The organism is Synechococcus sp. PCC 7336 (assembly GCF_000332275.1).
Classification (GTDB): domain Bacteria; phylum Cyanobacteriota; class Cyanobacteriia; order Thermostichales; family PCC-7336; genus PCC-7336.
The window spans coordinates 1640488-1655208 of record NZ_CM001776.1; the positions used below are offsets into that span (position 1 = coordinate 1640488).

At 56.3% G+C, this 14721-nt stretch carries 16 protein-coding genes; 6 read left to right on the plus strand and 10 right to left on the minus strand.

Annotation, left to right across the window (positions count from 1 at the left end; genetic code table 11):
- Nucleotides 1-20 precede the first annotated feature (20 nt).
- Both SYN7336_RS07840 and cobS read right to left on the minus strand, forming a co-directional pair.
- Nucleotides 21-2075, minus strand: a complete 2055-nt coding sequence (locus SYN7336_RS07840; protein ID WP_017325379.1) for a phycobilisome rod-core linker polypeptide — start codon at nucleotides 2073-2075, stop codon at nucleotides 21-23.
- Between the two features lie 297 nt (nucleotides 2076-2372).
- Complete coding sequence (gene cobS, locus SYN7336_RS07845; RefSeq protein ID WP_017325380.1) at nucleotides 2373-3128, minus strand: adenosylcobinamide-GDP ribazoletransferase; 756 nt, start codon at nucleotides 3126-3128, stop codon at nucleotides 2373-2375.
- 70 nt (nucleotides 3129-3198) lie between these two features.
- On the opposite strand from cobS, the gene SYN7336_RS07850 reads away from it, so the two are divergent.
- Complete coding sequence (locus tag SYN7336_RS07850; RefSeq protein ID WP_017325381.1) at nucleotides 3199-3684, plus strand: ferredoxin; 486 nt, start codon at nucleotides 3199-3201, stop codon at nucleotides 3682-3684.
- Between the two features lie 264 nt (nucleotides 3685-3948).
- Here SYN7336_RS07850 and SYN7336_RS07855 read toward each other — a convergent pair whose 3' ends face one another.
- Entirely contained in the window at nucleotides 3949-5883 is a 1935-nt protein-coding gene (locus tag SYN7336_RS07855; RefSeq protein WP_026100806.1) for a prolyl oligopeptidase family serine peptidase, read from the minus strand.
- Between the two features lie 157 nt (nucleotides 5884-6040).
- Here SYN7336_RS07855 and SYN7336_RS07860 point away from each other — a divergent pair, with 157 nt between their 5' ends.
- Complete coding sequence (locus tag SYN7336_RS07860) at nucleotides 6041-7009, plus strand: Gfo/Idh/MocA family protein (protein ID WP_017325383.1); 969 nt, start codon at nucleotides 6041-6043, stop codon at nucleotides 7007-7009.
- Nucleotides 7010-7015: 6 nt separating this feature from the next.
- Here SYN7336_RS07860 and SYN7336_RS24980 read toward each other — a convergent pair whose 3' ends face one another.
- The 3 genes from SYN7336_RS24980 to SYN7336_RS07875 all read right to left on the minus strand — a co-directional run bounded on the left by SYN7336_RS24980 (nucleotide 7016) and on the right by SYN7336_RS07875 (nucleotide 8450).
- Nucleotides 7016-7600 (minus strand): HNH endonuclease, encoded by a 585-nt coding sequence (locus SYN7336_RS24980; protein ID WP_017325384.1) that lies wholly within the window; start codon nucleotides 7598-7600, stop codon nucleotides 7016-7018.
- A 19-nt stretch (nucleotides 7601-7619) separates the two neighbouring features.
- Nucleotides 7620-7943, minus strand: coding sequence for an MgPME-cyclase complex family protein (locus SYN7336_RS07870; RefSeq protein ID WP_017325385.1), 324 nt, complete (start codon nucleotides 7941-7943; stop codon nucleotides 7620-7622).
- A 96-nt stretch (nucleotides 7944-8039) separates the two neighbouring features.
- On the minus strand, nucleotides 8040-8450 hold the full coding sequence (locus tag SYN7336_RS07875; RefSeq protein ID WP_017325386.1) for a YkgJ family cysteine cluster protein: 411 nt from the start codon (nucleotides 8448-8450) through the stop codon (nucleotides 8040-8042).
- A 215-nt stretch (nucleotides 8451-8665) separates the two neighbouring features.
- Here SYN7336_RS07875 and SYN7336_RS07880 point away from each other — a divergent pair, with 215 nt between their 5' ends.
- From SYN7336_RS07880 to murB, 4 genes are all read left to right on the plus strand, one after another.
- On the plus strand, nucleotides 8666-8917 hold the full coding sequence (locus SYN7336_RS07880) for a type II toxin-antitoxin system Phd/YefM family antitoxin (protein ID WP_017325387.1): 252 nt from the start codon (nucleotides 8666-8668) through the stop codon (nucleotides 8915-8917).
- Between the two features lie 8 nt (nucleotides 8918-8925).
- Nucleotides 8926-9192, plus strand: a complete 267-nt coding sequence (locus SYN7336_RS07885) for a Txe/YoeB family addiction module toxin (RefSeq protein ID WP_017325388.1) — start codon at nucleotides 8926-8928, stop codon at nucleotides 9190-9192.
- A gap of 220 nt (nucleotides 9193-9412) precedes the next feature.
- On the plus strand, nucleotides 9413-10843 hold the full coding sequence (murC, locus tag SYN7336_RS07890; RefSeq protein WP_017325389.1) for a UDP-N-acetylmuramate--L-alanine ligase: 1431 nt from the start codon (nucleotides 9413-9415) through the stop codon (nucleotides 10841-10843).
- Nucleotides 10840-11742: a UDP-N-acetylmuramate dehydrogenase gene (murB, locus tag SYN7336_RS07895; protein WP_017325390.1), complete on the plus strand. Its 903-nt coding sequence runs from the start codon at nucleotides 10840-10842 to the stop codon at nucleotides 11740-11742. The genes murC and murB overlap by 4 nt, the downstream gene beginning before the upstream one ends.
- A gap of 344 nt (nucleotides 11743-12086) precedes the next feature.
- Here murB and tumA read toward each other — a convergent pair whose 3' ends face one another.
- The 4 genes from tumA to SYN7336_RS28750 all read right to left on the minus strand — a co-directional run bounded on the left by tumA (nucleotide 12087) and on the right by SYN7336_RS28750 (nucleotide 13796).
- A complete protein-coding gene (gene tumA / locus SYN7336_RS07900; RefSeq protein ID WP_017325391.1) occupies nucleotides 12087-12341 on the minus strand; it encodes an antitoxin TumA in 255 nt (84 codons plus the stop codon).
- 26 nt (nucleotides 12342-12367) lie between these two features.
- A complete protein-coding gene (locus SYN7336_RS07905; RefSeq protein ID WP_017325392.1) occupies nucleotides 12368-12703 on the minus strand; it encodes a DUF86 domain-containing protein in 336 nt (111 codons plus the stop codon).
- A 4-nt stretch (nucleotides 12704-12707) separates the two neighbouring features.
- A complete protein-coding gene (locus SYN7336_RS07910; protein ID WP_017325393.1) occupies nucleotides 12708-13019 on the minus strand; it encodes a nucleotidyltransferase family protein in 312 nt (103 codons plus the stop codon).
- 408 nt (nucleotides 13020-13427) lie between these two features.
- Complete coding sequence (locus tag SYN7336_RS28750; RefSeq protein ID WP_071590870.1) at nucleotides 13428-13796, minus strand: four helix bundle protein; 369 nt, start codon at nucleotides 13794-13796, stop codon at nucleotides 13428-13430.
- Nucleotides 13797-14721 lie beyond the last annotated feature (925 nt).

Sequence of the window (14721 nt, forward strand, 5' to 3'; positions counted from 1 at the left end):
CCCCTGCCGAGCCTGCCGAATTAACGCATAGCGGTCTTCATGATTTTCGGTCCATTGCTAACCAAAGGCGAGCACATCGGAGCCATAATCGTGGTGCTTTGAGCCGTAGCCCCCAAACGCATATTGCGCAGCATCAAGCCCCCTGGGGTGACATACCGCTCGTAGGGCACCGCGTCTTCCCCAAATGAGTCTACATACTCTTTGCTATCCACAAGGGCATCCACGACAGCGTAATAGCCATCCTTAGAGGCAATATCGAAGAGCGCATTAATTTCCTGACGCCCAAACGTCGGACGACCCAACAGGCGGCGATGCAAGAACTCAATCGCCTTGACCACGTACATCGTAGACCAGTACTTATCGCGAAACAGCTTGGACTTGGCCAACTGGCGGACAAACTCGCGCACGGTGATGTCGCCATTTGACAAGCGAGTCTCTAGCAGACTCAACCGCTGGCCACTGTAAGGTTCGAAGCCATACACCCGCACATAACAGGTGCAAATGACCCGCTGTACAGAGGTTTCTCCCAGACGAACCACCGTTGGAGCCAAGCTCGTGGTGCGGTAGGTGGGGGTGGTGGTCGCCTTCCCGTTGCCGGGGGTAATGCCGCTGGCGATCAAAATACGCTTCACGTCTTTGTTGACCAATGCCGGACGGGCACTGGGGCTGACGGTGTCTTTGGGGAAGATGGCCCCAAATTGAATTTCCAGCGAATCGTTGCTCTTGCCGTAGGCATGTTGGTCGGGGAGAGGGGCCTTGTAATCGGAGAACAGCGTGATAAATTGAGGCACCTTGCGGCGGGGGGCGGCGTAATTAAACAGGTCGAACTTGGCTCCCCAGTTGGCGCTGGTCTGGGCTTCTACCCCCAGCTTGCGCAGATAGGGCACAATCTCGTCGCCAAAGTAATCGCCATATTCAGCGCTGTCCACCAAGGCATCCACCAGCGCATTCAAACCCTTTTGGGTGACGATCGCAAAATAGGCCGAAAACTCTTCGGTGGTTTCGGGGCCGCGTCCCAGAAAATGACGGAAGGCTAATTCCACCACGCGGCTGTTCACAAAAGGCTCGTAAAACTGCTTGCGGTAGAATTCTGTTTTGCCCAAGCGGCGAATAAACTCCTTCATGGAGATTTCGCCATTTTTCACCTTCGATTCCAGATCGCTGATGCTTTGGCCGTAGGCACGACGGATATCGCGTTCGAACACCTGGCGGTAGGCTGCTTTCAGAATCCCCTGCTTTTCGCCCTCAGACAGTCCGGGCTTCATCTTGAACACCGGCACTTGCTCTGCAGCAGCGTTATAAATCTGAGGCAGTTGCAAACCCTGTAGCTTGACGCCGGTAGAGGCTTTGCGCTGGCGAACCTGATTGGAGGGGGCCGAACCGACAAATTCAGTCAGGGCCACATCGAAATATTGGTCGGAGATGGCCTTGGCCTCAGCTGCATTAGCGAATAATTCGCCTGCAGCCTGCTTCATCACCCTCAGGGCCACAAGCGTTGACTCGCTAGAGCAAGCGGCCTCGATAATCTCTCGCAGACTGCGGGTGTTAACGGCCAAAATGCTGGGATCGCCCGCCACGATCGCGTAGGTGATATAGCGCAGGAACCACGCCATATCTCGCAGCGACTTGGTCATGTTAGCCGTGCCGTAGCGACCGACGTCAATCGTCCGAAATCCGGGGGGAATGGCAACGCTAGTCGTACTGAAGAGGTTGCGCAGTGCTGCCCCGAAGCCTTGGCTTGCCTCCACCACAAATTCGGTGCCGAGGGCCGAACTGCTCGATTGCTCCATCGTGCCGTCAGTGTCCTCTAAGGGCTTTTCGAGGTAAGTCATGGCCGCGCCACCCGTAAAGATGCGGCCTGCGGCCTGCGAGACGATGCCCTCGTAGTTTTGGGAAATAGTACCGGCCACCTGAAGGCGCAACTGCCCGAGCCGGTAAAAATCTGCCAGCCGGTCTAACTCTGTTGGGGTGGGAAAGCGATCCTGCTGTTCTGCCTGAGAAAGAGTCGAGACCGGGACCGTTTGGTAGAGACGAGGACGAGAAACCACCGTTCCAGCCGATGTATTAATACCCATCGATATGAAAACTCCCTGTTTATAGCAATTCAGCGCAGCGCGAGAGGCTCTCCCGCCACACTAGAGGAAAGATATGAAAAACCGGCACTATTCTAAGCCTCGCTCGCCCGAGTTTAGAGCCGCTACGGAGCAACTGTCAGGGGTTGTGACGGTTGCCTGCAAAGCTCTCAAGTCCCGACCGCGACAGGGATAGAGAGATACCTAGACAGGTTCAGAATACAAGGGCACCCGATCCCCTAGACTGCTTTGTTGCAAGTTGTTACAAAGCTGAGGCTGGCGATCGCGCTCGATCGCCGCTTAGGGAAGGGCGCTCGTCGCCGCCACCAAGGCGATCGCCTCCGTCCATTCCACCACTGCTCCATAGGTATCGCCGGTATGTCCTCCCAGTTGCCGGTACAGCCAAGCGCCGCTGGCTAGGGCGATCGCCGCGCTGGCTGCCATCCATAACGGGAATGGAAAAGTCGGGGCGGCCAGTTGTCGCAGGGCGACGAATGCGATAACTAGGAGTAGTGTGGAGGGCCACAGGTCTTGGGGCAGGCGAGTGGTGTCTTTGAGAAAGCGGCCCTTGCCTCGCTCTTTTAGATAGGGGTAGAGGGCGATCGCCAGCAATTGCCCCCATCGTCCCCAAGCGGGGACCAACAGCAGCACCATCCAGCGGGGTTCGGGCAGGTGTAGCAAGGCGACGTACTTGAGCAACAGCAGGAGGATAGCTGCCATGACGCCAAAGGCACCGGAATAACTGTCGGTCATGGCTGCGAGACGGCGCTGCAGTCCGGCGGAGGTGCGATCGCCTGCTGCCAAGCCATCGGCAGTATCCATTGCCCCATCCACATGCAATCCTGCGGTGATGCCGACCCACAGGCACACCACTAAAACCGAGCGGATCTCGTTGGGCACCAGCCAATGTAACAGCCAATCTACGCTCGCCAGCAGGGCTCCAATTGTCAGGCCCACCAAAGGCAGCCAACGGGCGACGCGCTCGAAGTTGAGGGGAACCGAGGGAGGAATCGGCAGAATGGTGTAGAAGACGAAGGCGGCGAGGAGAGAACGCATGAGCGGTTTGGGGCGGGGGTGAGGGAGAGCTTCTGAGTGGACAATAGATAGTACCAATCAAGTTTCTCCGATGACCGAATCTCCTACCCCAGTTCCCAGTCCAGAAGCATCTGCGCTGACAGATATCGAGCAACCCGCTGCCTCGATTGTCCCCAGCTACGGCTGGCATTTATTTCTGTGCGCCGACCAAACCAAGCCCAAATGCTGTGCCAAGCCTGATGGTCTGGAGTCTTGGAACTATTTGAAAAAGCGCTTGAAGACTTTGGGATTGGAGAAGGGAGAGCTGCGGGTTTATCGCACCAAAGCGAACTGTTTGAGGGGCTGCGATTACAACATTCCCGGCCCGGTGATGCTGATCTATCCGGGGGGCTACTGGTATCAATCCGTGACGCCCGAGGTTGTGGAGCGCATTTTGCAAGAGCACGTCACGGGCGGTATCCCCGTTGAGGATTATCTAGTGGCCCAGACCCCATTGCCACAGCTCCGAGCAGACCCCCAAGCCACCCCATCCCTGCCGACAGCGGCATCTCCTCCAATGCCTGCCACTGAAGATTGAATGATAACTCTGCTATTGTGTTGGCGCACCTCAAGCTAGTCGGGTAACCTAGACATGCAAGTATAGGATTACAGCTTAATTTGTAGGATGTAGAGGCAAGCATGAATCTACACTACGCTTCAGATAAAGGCGTTTCGAAGTATCGTTCGAATTTCCGGCTCGTGCGTGGAGCTACTGGTGTTCTCCGTGTAGATGTTGAAAAAGCAAACGCTGCAATGAAGTACGCGATGCAAGCTCGAAAAGAGCGCCACGACCTCGAAGGCGTTACAAGTTCTCGATCGCCACTGGCTCCAGATCATCTGCCAACTCGAAGCCAAACACCCGAGCGTAGAAATACATCTCCCCATCCAGAGCTCGCTTGATATTTTTCGCCTGCCGAAAGCCGTGTTGCTCCCCCTCAAACAATACGTACGCGACTGGCAATCCCTTAACCCGCAACGCCTCCACCATTAACTCCGCCTGATTGGGGGGCACAATCTTATCCTCGCTCCCCTGCAAAAAGATAATCGGACAAGACAGCTCATCCGTAAAGTGGATAGGCGATCGCGCCTCGTACACCGCCTTCGCCTCCGGGTACGGCCCCACTAAGCTATCCAGATAGCGGGATTCGAACTTGTGGGTATCTCGCGCCAGTACCTCTAAATCGCTCACCCCGTAATAACTGGCCCCTGCCTTAAACACATCCCGAAAGGTCAGGGCAGCTAGGGTCGTGTAACCTCCCGCACTGCTGCCGTCGATCGCGAGGCGATCGCCATCCGCCAAGCCGCGCTCCACTAAATACAGGGCACCATTGGCGCAATCATCCACATCCACAACGCCCCACTGACCCTTCAACTGCTCTCGATAAGCCTGCCCGTAGCCCGTACTGCCGCCATAATTCACATCCAACACCGCCCAGCCGCGACTGGTCCAATATTGAATCCGCCAATCGAGACTGGCTGCTGTTGCCGCTGTGGGGCCGCCGTGACTCTTCACCAATAGCGGCGGCTGTTCGCCTGCTGGAGCTGCAAAATCGGGATTGCTGGGGGGGTAATAGAAGGCGTACGCGGTGCGATCGCCACTCGTGGGGAACTCAATTTCCTCCGGCACCGAAAGGTAGGCTTCCTCCACCGACACCGTACTGGCTCGACGCAGCTCCTCAATCTCCAGCGTGGCTAAATCTAAACGCACGATCGCCGCAGACTGTTGGGCCGAAGCGGCGATCGACACCGCTTGCCCCGCTCCCACCTGCAGGCCCCCCATCTGGGAAAACGGGACTGGAATTTCGGTAACGGCTAGCGTGTCGAGATTGAGACGCGCCAAATGTCCGAGACCTTGGTGGTTGTAGGCACAAATGAGGGAGTTTGCCGATTCGAAGCCGTAGGTGGACATGCGAAACACCCAATGGGGCAAGCCAAATTCGGCCTCCATCGGCAGCAGGGGCTCTACGCTGTTCCCCCGCCAGCGATACAAATTCCACCAGCCACTGCGATCGCTGACAAAGGTCAACACTCCATCCGGCGACCATTCCGGTTGCACGATGGCTTCTTGCAACCCACCCGCGATCTTCTGCGAATTTGCGATCGAGCCATCAGAAGCGATCGCCCCCAGCCAAAGCTCAGTACCATCCCAGGGCATATTGGGATGATTCCAGCACAGCCAAGCCAGTTGCGAACCGTCGGGGCTGAGTCGGGGGGAAGAATAAAAATCGGCTCCAGCCACCAGAATCGTTCCCACGCTTTCTGCATTGAGATCGACTCCCACGATCGCATTGATAGGCTCCCGACCCGCTTGACTGTGGTCTTCCCTCACGCAAATCAGTCGCTGTCGGCGGTCATCCAATACCCCATCGGCATAGCGCAAATCTGTTCCCTCGGGCGAGATCGGTGCAGCGGACTGTCCGGCAGTTTGGCGATAGAGTCGCTGGTCGGCAAAGTTGGAGAAATACACCGTCGAGTCGCTGACGATGAAGGCTCCGCCACCATATTCGTGAACGCGGGTACGCGCGTTAAAGGATTCCTCCAGCACATCTACATCGGTTCCATCGGGGGAGCGACGGACGATCGCCTGACGTCCCCCTTCAGCGGGACGCCCTTCGCTCCAATAAATATCGGAGCCATCCAGCCGAATTTCCCCCAGTCTCAAGCTGTCCGCCACGATCGCCTCTGACGTGATGGGGGATTTCCAGGAACCATAGGGAGCAATGCGCGCTGCAGCCATGCCAGTTTTGCCTTTCTGAGTCACCTCTATCAGTTCAGAGCATAAGCGCTGGCGATGGGGTTGGAAAGATTGGGGCTAAGCGACCTGCCCGCCGATGAGAGCGTGACGGATATGAGATGCTGGTGGCAGATGGAGCCCGATCGGGAACTGGTGAGCCTTGCGCGTCGGAATTGTCGGGACTGGATATGCTGCACGCCTGCGGGCGGAAGCTCTGCAACAGGAGCTGCGCTGCGAATTAGTGGCAGTTGTGGGGCGCGATCGCGATCGCACAGCCGGATTTGCCGCAGGGTTTGAGGCTAAGGCGCTATCGGATTGCGAAGCGCTGTTGCGAGACTTCGATGTCGATTTAGTCTTTGTCAGCACCATTAATTGCCATCACGCCAGCATCGTCCGCCAACTGTTAGAGGCGGGCAAGCATGTGGTGGTGGAATATCCGATCGCCTTCGACCTGTCGGAGGCCAGGGATCTGATTGAGTTAGCCAAACGCCAACATCGGCTGCTGCATGTGGAGCATGTCGAACTGCTCAGTGGCATCCACCTCGCCCTCAAACGGGAACTCCCGGCTTTGGGCTCGATCCTGTACGCCAACTATGTCTCGGTCAAGGCCGCCCATCCCGCTCCCCAGCGATGGACCTACCAGCCGGATTTATTTGGTTTTCCTCTAGTCGGTGCCCTCTCTCGCATTCATCGCTTAGTCGATTTGCTCGGTGCTGTCGAACGGGTGTCTTGCCAATTGCGCTATCGCGGCCCCCATCTGCCCGATCGCTTTTCCAGTTGTGTGTGTTCGGCTCAACTGACGTTTTGCAGTGGGGCAGTGGCGGATGTGGTCTATGCCAAAGGCGAGTCTCTCTGGCGATCGCGCCGCACGATTGAACTTCACGGCGAGAGTGGGTCGCTTCAGTTGGGGGGGGAACAAAATGTGGCGATTGATGGCAATGGCGTCCGCAAGGTGGATATGGGCAGTCGGCGGGGCTTGTTTTACCGAGATACCCAGGCGGCGATCGACCATCTTCTAGGGGGGAAACCCCTTTACACGTCTGCGCTGGAGAGTTTGCGATCGCTTGAGGTGGCCCTAGCTGCCGAACAAGCTGCTGCCTCGCAGCAAACCGTTACGCTTCCCCTATAAATTCACTCACTGGCCTGCTGCACTCTCCAGCGATCGCCCTCGACTCGCCTGAATCGCTGCCCAAGTCCGCTGCACCGTTAAGTCTTCTAGCTCGACCGGCGTGGCATTCGGGTAAACGGGATCGTCTGCAATGGGCACCAGCAAAAGTTGCTCGGCCACCTGCGCCGTTGGCCGATAGGCTTCAATCTGCTCGAACGCCGACCACAGAATCGTCGGAATGGCAGCGGGACGGCCCGGAATAGCGCGCTCGAAGTAGATCGTGCGATCGGATTTCCACAGGTTGCAAGACTGGCAAAGGGGCTGTAGGTTAGCAGGTCGATTGGGACCGCCGCGACTGAGGGGAATAATGTGATCGCGGGCGATCGCCCCCTCCGTCTGTTCCCAGGCAACACCGCAGCAGGGGCAGCAGGGGTAAAGCCGCAACAACTGCCAAAACTCAGCCTCCGACACCCTATGGGTCGTATCGTAGCTCGCTCGACGCTCGCGCGCCCTGGCATGCTTGTGCTTGCGCACCTGTTGGGATGCGCAGGTGGGACAGTCCTGCGGTTGAAATAAGAACGTGTCGCGGCAGCGGGGGCAAGTGTAGGCCACAAGCGAATTGAGTCGGGGTCTATTCGAGCAGCGAGGCGAGCGGATCGGGGATGGTATCGCTAGGGGCGACAAACTCGCCCATTTCGACAAATTCTAGCCGCAACTTCAGCCAGCGGATCGCCTTTGGATCGGAGGACACAATCGCGATCGCCGGAGCGTCAATCCTCGCCCGCACCCCATCGAATTCCGGTGCAGACAGAAACGCGGGCCGCTCCACATAGAAAAAATCAATCGGCTTGCCGCGCTCCGCGTAATTGCGCTTGCGCTCCTCCAACACCTCGTCCAACGGTTCGGACTCGATAAACGCTTTGCTGGCGGCAATAAAATAATAGGTCTCAGTCATCAGCCTGCTTGCAATACCTGCAGTATCTTACCGAGGGATGCGATTGGGCGAAACCACTCCCCGCAAAACGTTACCCGTCAAAAATCCCCCCCAAACCTACAGATCGTTCTCGCGATCGAACCGATCCATCTCCGGGCTGGCGCAGCCGTAGATATCTCCAATGTGTTCCCGACAGCAGGCCGCCGCATATTGGGGGAGCTCGTCAGCCGAGACGCCAAACATCACGCCAAAGGTTTGAGGGGTTACGCGGCAAAAGGAGGGACGACTCTTGTAGATGCTGCACTGGCGCTGCTGGCGATCGTAGTGAATGCACCAACCATCCTCCCCCACCATGCCCAGATACTGTTGCAGTTCTGTGGCCGAGAGATAGCTGTCTAACTCATCCCGCTCGTCGGGTTCGAGATAGCAACAGGCACCGCAATGGCTGACGCAGTGCCATCCTCCCCGTTGGGATTCGACCGGTCGATCGGAGAGAGAAAAGCGATCGCCTGCATTCAGATCGGTCAAGTTCTAGTCCTCGCGGATGTATGTAACACTCGAATCCTCAGTACCCACTTTAGACCCACATACCCACTCTAACTGTAGCGATCGGTCTGTCGCGAACGGTGGGACATGGATCGCACTCTTCTCCATCACTGGCAAGCACTTGACTGGGCGAGACACTCCGTCAGCTGTTGTACGTAATACCGTACGATAGGAGAGGCAGAGTTTACGATACCGGTATGCCAGACTCCAATATCATTCCTATCACTGAGGCTCGACAAACACTGTTTGGGCTTGTTGACCGCGTCAACGACTCTCACGAACCCGTTTTTATTACTGGCAAGCGGGGAAGTGCCGTCCTGGTTAGCGAGGAAGACTGGCGATCGATCCAGGAAACGCTTTACCTGAAATCGATATCTGGTGTTTGGGATTCGATTGAGGCAGGGATGAAGCAGCCCATTGAAGACTGCGCGGACGACCTCCCCTGGTAGAGAGATAGATGTCTTGGAGGTTGAAATATAGCAAGCAAGCGCAGAAAGATTCGCTGAGGCTTGCCTCGGCTGGGCTGAAGGGCAAAGCAGAGAAACTGTTAGCGATTTTGGCTGACAATCCCTACCAATCGCCACCCAGCGTTGAGAAGCTCAAAGGCACCTCAAGCCCGGTTTACTCTCGCAGAATTAATATCCAACATCGTCTGGTTTATCAAGTCTTCGAGGAGGAACGCCTTGTCAAAGTCTTGCGGATGTGGACGCATTACGGCGATTAACTTTGTTGTATTCGAGTCAGGGGTCCAGTCCGCATTCGAACTCCCGTTACCCAGAAAGCAGGCTGGGTCAGTGCAGTGTATCTGCTAGCGCTCAGATTCAGTGAAATCGCTGTTGTAGACTCGCGATCGCCCCCGGTCCGAGCTGTCAGAATCTTGATATGATGGCCGTCTAGGATGGTGTTTGAGCTCGAACAGCGCGAGCGGTCAACGGTGGAGGGTGATGATGGCGGAAAGGTCGGTGGCTGATTCAGCTGCCTATCATTTTATTGGTATTGGCGGGATTGGTATGTCCGCTCTCGCCTATATCCTTGCGGGGCAGGGCTATCGGGTATCGGGATCCGACTTATCTAACAATAGTTGTACCCAGCGCCTCGCCGAGATGGGGGTGCATTTCTGTCAGGGACATGCGGCAGAAAATATTCGAGGTCAACCGCAGGTGGTGCATTCTACCGCCATCAAGCCCAATAACCCAGAGTTGGCGGCTGCCATCGATCGCCAGTTACCCATCTGTCACCGCTCCGATATTTTGGCACAATTAATCAACGATCGCCCCAGTATTGGCGTTGCGGGCACCCACGGCAAAACCACCACCAGCAGTCTGATCGCCTGCATGATGCTCAAAGCCGGTCTCGACCCCACAGCGGCGATCGGCGGCGAAGTGGAGCTACTGGGTGGCAATGCCCGCCTCGGCCGAGGCGAATATTTTGTGGCCGAGGCAGACGAGTCGGATGGCTCGCTAGTCAAGCTGAAGCCGACGATTGGCGTCATTACCAATATCGAACTCGATCATCCCGATCGCTTTCAAACCCTCGACGAAGTGATCGAAGTCTTTCAGCAATTTGTCAGTGGCAGCCAAGTGACGATCGCCTCGCTGGATTGTCCGACAGTGGCAGCCTCCATTCCCGTCGATGTGGGCTATAGCTTAGAAGATCGTCCCGATGCAGTCTATTGGGCTCGGGACGTGCAGGTCGTGGCTGGCGGCACCGTTGCCAGCGTGTGGGAGCGGGGCGAGCTGCTGGGAACCCTAAAACTGCGGTTATTGGGTCGCCACAACGTTAGCAATGCTTTGGCGGCGATCGCCGTCGGACGGCAGTTAGGGCTGGAGTTTGACGCGATCGCAGAGGCCCTCGCCAACTGCGAAGGAGCCCGTCGCCGCTTCGAACTGAAAGGGACGGTCAACAGCGTTCAATTTGTGGATGACTACGCCCATCACCCAACCGAAATTGAAGCAACGCTGGCGGCAGCAAGCACGCAGCAACAGCGGATTGTGGCAGTGTTTCAACCCCATCGATACAGCCGCGTTGCTTCGTTGTTTGACGAATTTGCCCACTCGTTTGCCCATGCCGCTACAGTGATTGTCGTGCCCATCTATGCAGCGGGCGAGCAACCCCTGCCCGGTCGCGAAACCCAGTCGGCCCAAACCCTCGCGGCTGCCATTGAGGCCGCCCGGCCCAGCCAGACTGGCAGCACCAATGGCCGAAGTGTTTATTACGAACCCGATTTAGCCCAACTGTCCGATCGGTTAGTCCCCTTATTGCAAGACAACGATCTGGTGTTATTTTTAGGGGCTGGCAATCTCAATCGCAGCATTCCCGACATCATGTCCGCTTATCGACAACAGACCGAGCAATCTCAAACCGCGATCCCGTGACGCAGTCCTCCCGCAATTTACCCCCTCCTTGTGTCGCCGCTCAGATTTCCCTTGCCCCCTACACGACATTTCGCGTTGGCGGAGCAGCGGAATGGTTGGGCTTGCCGCGATCGCCCCAAGAGCTCCACGACAGTTTGGCTTGGGCGCAGTCGCAGGACTTAGTATGCCGCTTTATGGGGTTGGGCAGCAATCTGTTGATCGGCGATCGCGGCTTGCCCGGGCTCACCCTCAGCACCCGCAAACTCAAGCAAGTCAAGGCTTTAGAGGACGGCAAGCTGTGGGTGGAAGCTGGGGCTTCTGCGGTCAAACTGGCCCATACTGTGGCCGACTGGGGTTGGAGTGGGTTGGAATGGGCCGTTGGGGTGCCGGGAACGCTCGGGGGCATGGCCGTCATGAATGCAGGAGCGCACGGCTGCGAAACCAAGGATGTGCTGGTGAGTGTAGACATTCTGGACGAGTCGCTGCAGTCCCGCACTTTAGACCCGCAGGAGTTGGACTATCGCTATCGTGACTCGCTCTTGCAGCATCGCCCTTGGATTGTCACGGCAGCCACATTTCAACTGGAACCCGATCGCGATCCAGAACAAGTGCGAGCCCAAACCCAAGCCTTTTGGGAAATCCGACATTCTACCCAACCTTATGACTGGCCCAGTTGCGGCAGTGTATTTCGCAATCCCTATCCCCAAACAGCGGGCTGGCTGATCGAACAAACGGGGTTGAAGGGCTATCAACTGGGGGGGGCACAGGTGTCTGAGAAACATGCCAATTTCATTATCAATCGCGATCGCGCGACGGCCACAGATATTTATCGCTTGATTGAGCAGGTCCGCGAGCAGGTCTACGAGCGCTGGGATATTATGCTGCACCCCGAGGTCCGAGTTTTAGGGGAGTTTGATTGAAATCGGGTCGCTCTTTGCAATACTGTCCCATCAGTGTTCGAGATCGTCTAAAAATTCCGAACAGGGATCTATGCCGGTTGCCAGCAATCTATCTCTAAACCGAGTCTAGTTTGAAACCCGTAGTTTTGAGTTCTTCCTACTAGCGCTGCCGCTCGCTGCATTAGCCCCCTAAATCCCCCATTCTGGGGGACTTGACGACAGCGCTAGCTGGGGTTTTGAGACGGGGAAGACGAACCGGCGAATCACGGTCATTAAAGGTGTGGAGCGAAGCCAACAGACTCTCACAAGTCCCCCACTGGTGGGGGATTTAGGGGGCCGAGTGCAATGCCTGAAAACTCCAGGTCTCAACATGGATGAGGTTCATAGACCTCTTCAAGCTCGGATTCATCCGACACGTTTTCGATGCGAATATCGAGATAGTAGCGGTAGTCGTTGGCCCATTCGACGAACAAGAGGTCATCTGAAAGCTTCCCTTGCTGATAGCGGTTGAAGAAGTCTTCAGAGTCGAGCTTTTGCTCGTTTTCGTAGGTGCTGAGGCGTTTGGTGACTGCGACCAGAGCATCGATGGGAGAAGTATATTGAATCGTTTGTTTGCGCATGAGATCGCCTCCTGATTCGCTTGAGTCTACGTTATTAACCACGGCTCGATCGCCTGCAACAACTCAGGAATGTTGGTTTGAAGGGTGAGCCATACGCGGCGCACATCAACACCTTCGTAATCGTGAATGAGTTTATCTCGCATTCCTGCGATCGCCGTCCAGGGAATTGCGGAGGTTTGTTGGCGAAATTCTGGGGAGAGGCGTTTGACGGCTTCTCCCAGGATGGCGATTTGGTAGAGCACGGCGGATTGAGTTTTGATGTCTGCGGTAAAGTTTGCTGCGGTGGTGCCCCGAATAAATTGAAGGGCGAGCCGAGCGGCTTTGGCGATGTCGAGTAATGAGGCGCTATCTCGCGGGTTCATAGGCTTAGGAATAGACGACGCGAGCGGTGCTTAAGATTTCGTTGCGACGGATCCAGTTGTCGCTGGTTTCGATGACGTGTTTTTCAATTAGATCGACGTTTCGGCCTGCGATCTGTTCGAGTTCCTGTTGCATGGTGATGAGGTCGAGGAGAGTCCAAGGGGTGTTGGGGGCAAAGCTGATGAGGATGTCTAGATCGCTATCGGGACGGAAGTCGTCTCTCAATACGGAGCCGAACAGAGCTAGCTCGGCAATCTGCCATTTTTGACAGAAGCGATCGACTGTTTCGGTGGGTAGTTCAATGTTGCCTAGCTGCATGGGTATTTGGGGCTGCGGGTTTGAAGGCTGGTTGCTCTGGTGTCGATTTGCTCTGCCTACGTTTAAGCTAACTGACGCTGAAGACTTTCATCACTTCGTCGCCAAGGTGGTTGATGACTTTGACGGCGATGCGACCGGATTTGGGTTTGTCGAAGGGGCGAGAGGTTTCGCTGTACAAGCTCTCCCAAGCTTCGGGATCGATTTCGACGTTGAGGGTGGTTTTGAGGGATTTGTAGGGGTCGCTGGCACCCAGGAAGTAGGCGTGGCGGACGAAGAAGCTTTCTTCGTTGTAGTCGGTGTCGATAAACCAGCACGCTATGGCATCGGTATCGCTTGCCCGCACCTCACCAGACTGCGGATGAAAGACATCAACGCCGTGGATGGTGACTTGGGTGTAGTGGCTAGTGGTTAGTGGGGAGTGGAGAGAGATTTCATGAGTCCCCGCAGCATTTTGCCAATCTCGGTACAAGCGTTGAGTAAGTTCTCGGAATTTGTCAGGGTGAGATAATCCAGCTTCGCGGACAAAATTATGAAGGTTTCCAGTTCCGCCAGAGATCCCCGCGCAATGCCAAGCGACTGTAGAAACTCCCCGGTCGTTTTCCTGGCCTGACCCTCCGCGATATTGGCTGGAATTGACGTGGCGGCTCGCCGTATCTGTGAGGTGATCCCAAATTTCTCTTCGGCAGGAAAACTCCGCGTAGCGGCATAAATCTTGACGGCTAAGTTCATTGATTTCTGCCAGACGATCAACTCCCGATACGAGCTTAAAGATTTCATAGGGGGCTACCCTCGTCCCTGCACTATCCACTATCCACTCCTCACTAGCCACTACAATATCCGGTTCGCCAAAGATGACGAAGAGGTTGCCTTTGCCGGTGTTTTTGAGGGTGTCGGCCATGTGGAGGTCTGCGTTCATGCGGGCTTTGAGGACGGGGATGCGGCCTAGCTTGGTGAATTCGGCGGAGTGGGCGTCGTAGCTGAAGGCGCAAGCGATTAGGACATCGAAGCCTGCGTCTCCGGCTTCGCGGGTGGCGGCGACGAGGTCGGCACGGGAGACGGTGCCAAATTCGGGACCGATGAAGATGCCTGCCCGTTTTTCGGTTTCGCTATCGCCTTCGAGGTAGCGACCTTCGGCACAGATGTAGTCGCCGGGCCAGCCGGTGAGGGTGGTAAAGGTGATTTTGTCGCTTTTGTGGGCTTGTTGGACTCCTGCAATTTTGAGGGTTTCGAGGATAACGTTGGCGAAGTCGGTGGCTGCGCTAGTGGTTAGTGAAGGATCTTGACTAGTCACTAAACACTTGCCACTATCCACTTGGTCTACCAGTTCATCATGTTCATCTACTGCCAATACCCGATGGGGGGAGAGGCTTTCGACGGTGAAGGGGCCGGCGACGCGGACGATGGTTTTGTCTTGGTAGGGTTTGTCGTAGAGGAATTCTTGGTCGGCGCTGGCGGCGATGGAGGCATCGATCTCTTTTTGGCGGGCGATGCGGGCTTTCCAGAATTCTGCTAGGGGTTTCTGGGTGTTGTCGGGCCAGTCGGTAGGCTGTTCGCGGGGGACTTCCCATTCGAGCAGGGCGTTGGCGGGGGCGTCTTCGCCGGAGGGTAGCTTGACGGTGCCGCTGGCAGTGAAGTCAATTTTTTGGCCGTTTCTGCTGCCGGTGGTGACTTTGTAGGGTTTGCTGTGCCCATCCAGAGCGGC

What these genes read in the sequence shown, in the direction of transcription:
- SYN7336_RS07840 (WP_017325379.1), bottom strand. Translation starts at nt 2,075, where the DNA reads ATGGGTATTAATACATCGGCTGGAACGGTGGTTTCTCGTCCTCGTCTC.
- cobS (WP_017325380.1), bottom strand. Translation starts at nt 3,128, where the DNA reads ATGCGTTCTCTCCTCGCCGCCTTCGTCTTCTACACCATTCTGCCGATT.
- SYN7336_RS07850 (WP_017325381.1), top strand. Translation starts at nt 3,199, where the DNA reads ATGACCGAATCTCCTACCCCAGTTCCCAGTCCAGAAGCATCTGCGCTG.
- SYN7336_RS07855 (WP_026100806.1), bottom strand. Translation starts at nt 5,883, where the DNA reads ATGGCTGCAGCGCGCATTGCTCCCTATGGTTCCTGGAAATCCCCCATC.
- SYN7336_RS07870 (WP_017325385.1), bottom strand. Translation starts at nt 7,943, where the DNA reads ATGACTGAGACCTATTATTTTATTGCCGCCAGCAAAGCGTTTATCGAG.
- SYN7336_RS07880 (WP_017325387.1), top strand. Translation starts at nt 8,666, where the DNA reads ATGCCAGACTCCAATATCATTCCTATCACTGAGGCTCGACAAACACTG.
- SYN7336_RS07885 (WP_017325388.1), top strand. Translation starts at nt 8,926, where the DNA reads ATGTCTTGGAGGTTGAAATATAGCAAGCAAGCGCAGAAAGATTCGCTG.
- murC (WP_017325389.1), top strand. Translation starts at nt 9,413, where the DNA reads ATGATGGCGGAAAGGTCGGTGGCTGATTCAGCTGCCTATCATTTTATT.
- tumA (WP_017325391.1), bottom strand. Translation starts at nt 12,341, where the DNA reads ATGCGCAAACAAACGATTCAATATACTTCTCCCATCGATGCTCTGGTC.
- SYN7336_RS07905 (WP_017325392.1), bottom strand. Translation starts at nt 12,703, where the DNA reads ATGAACCCGCGAGATAGCGCCTCATTACTCGACATCGCCAAAGCCGCT.
- SYN7336_RS07910 (WP_017325393.1), bottom strand. Translation starts at nt 13,019, where the DNA reads ATGCAGCTAGGCAACATTGAACTACCCACCGAAACAGTCGATCGCTTC.
- SYN7336_RS28750 (WP_071590870.1), bottom strand. Translation starts at nt 13,796, where the DNA reads ATGAAATCTTTAAGCTCGTATCGGGAGTTGATCGTCTGGCAGAAATCA.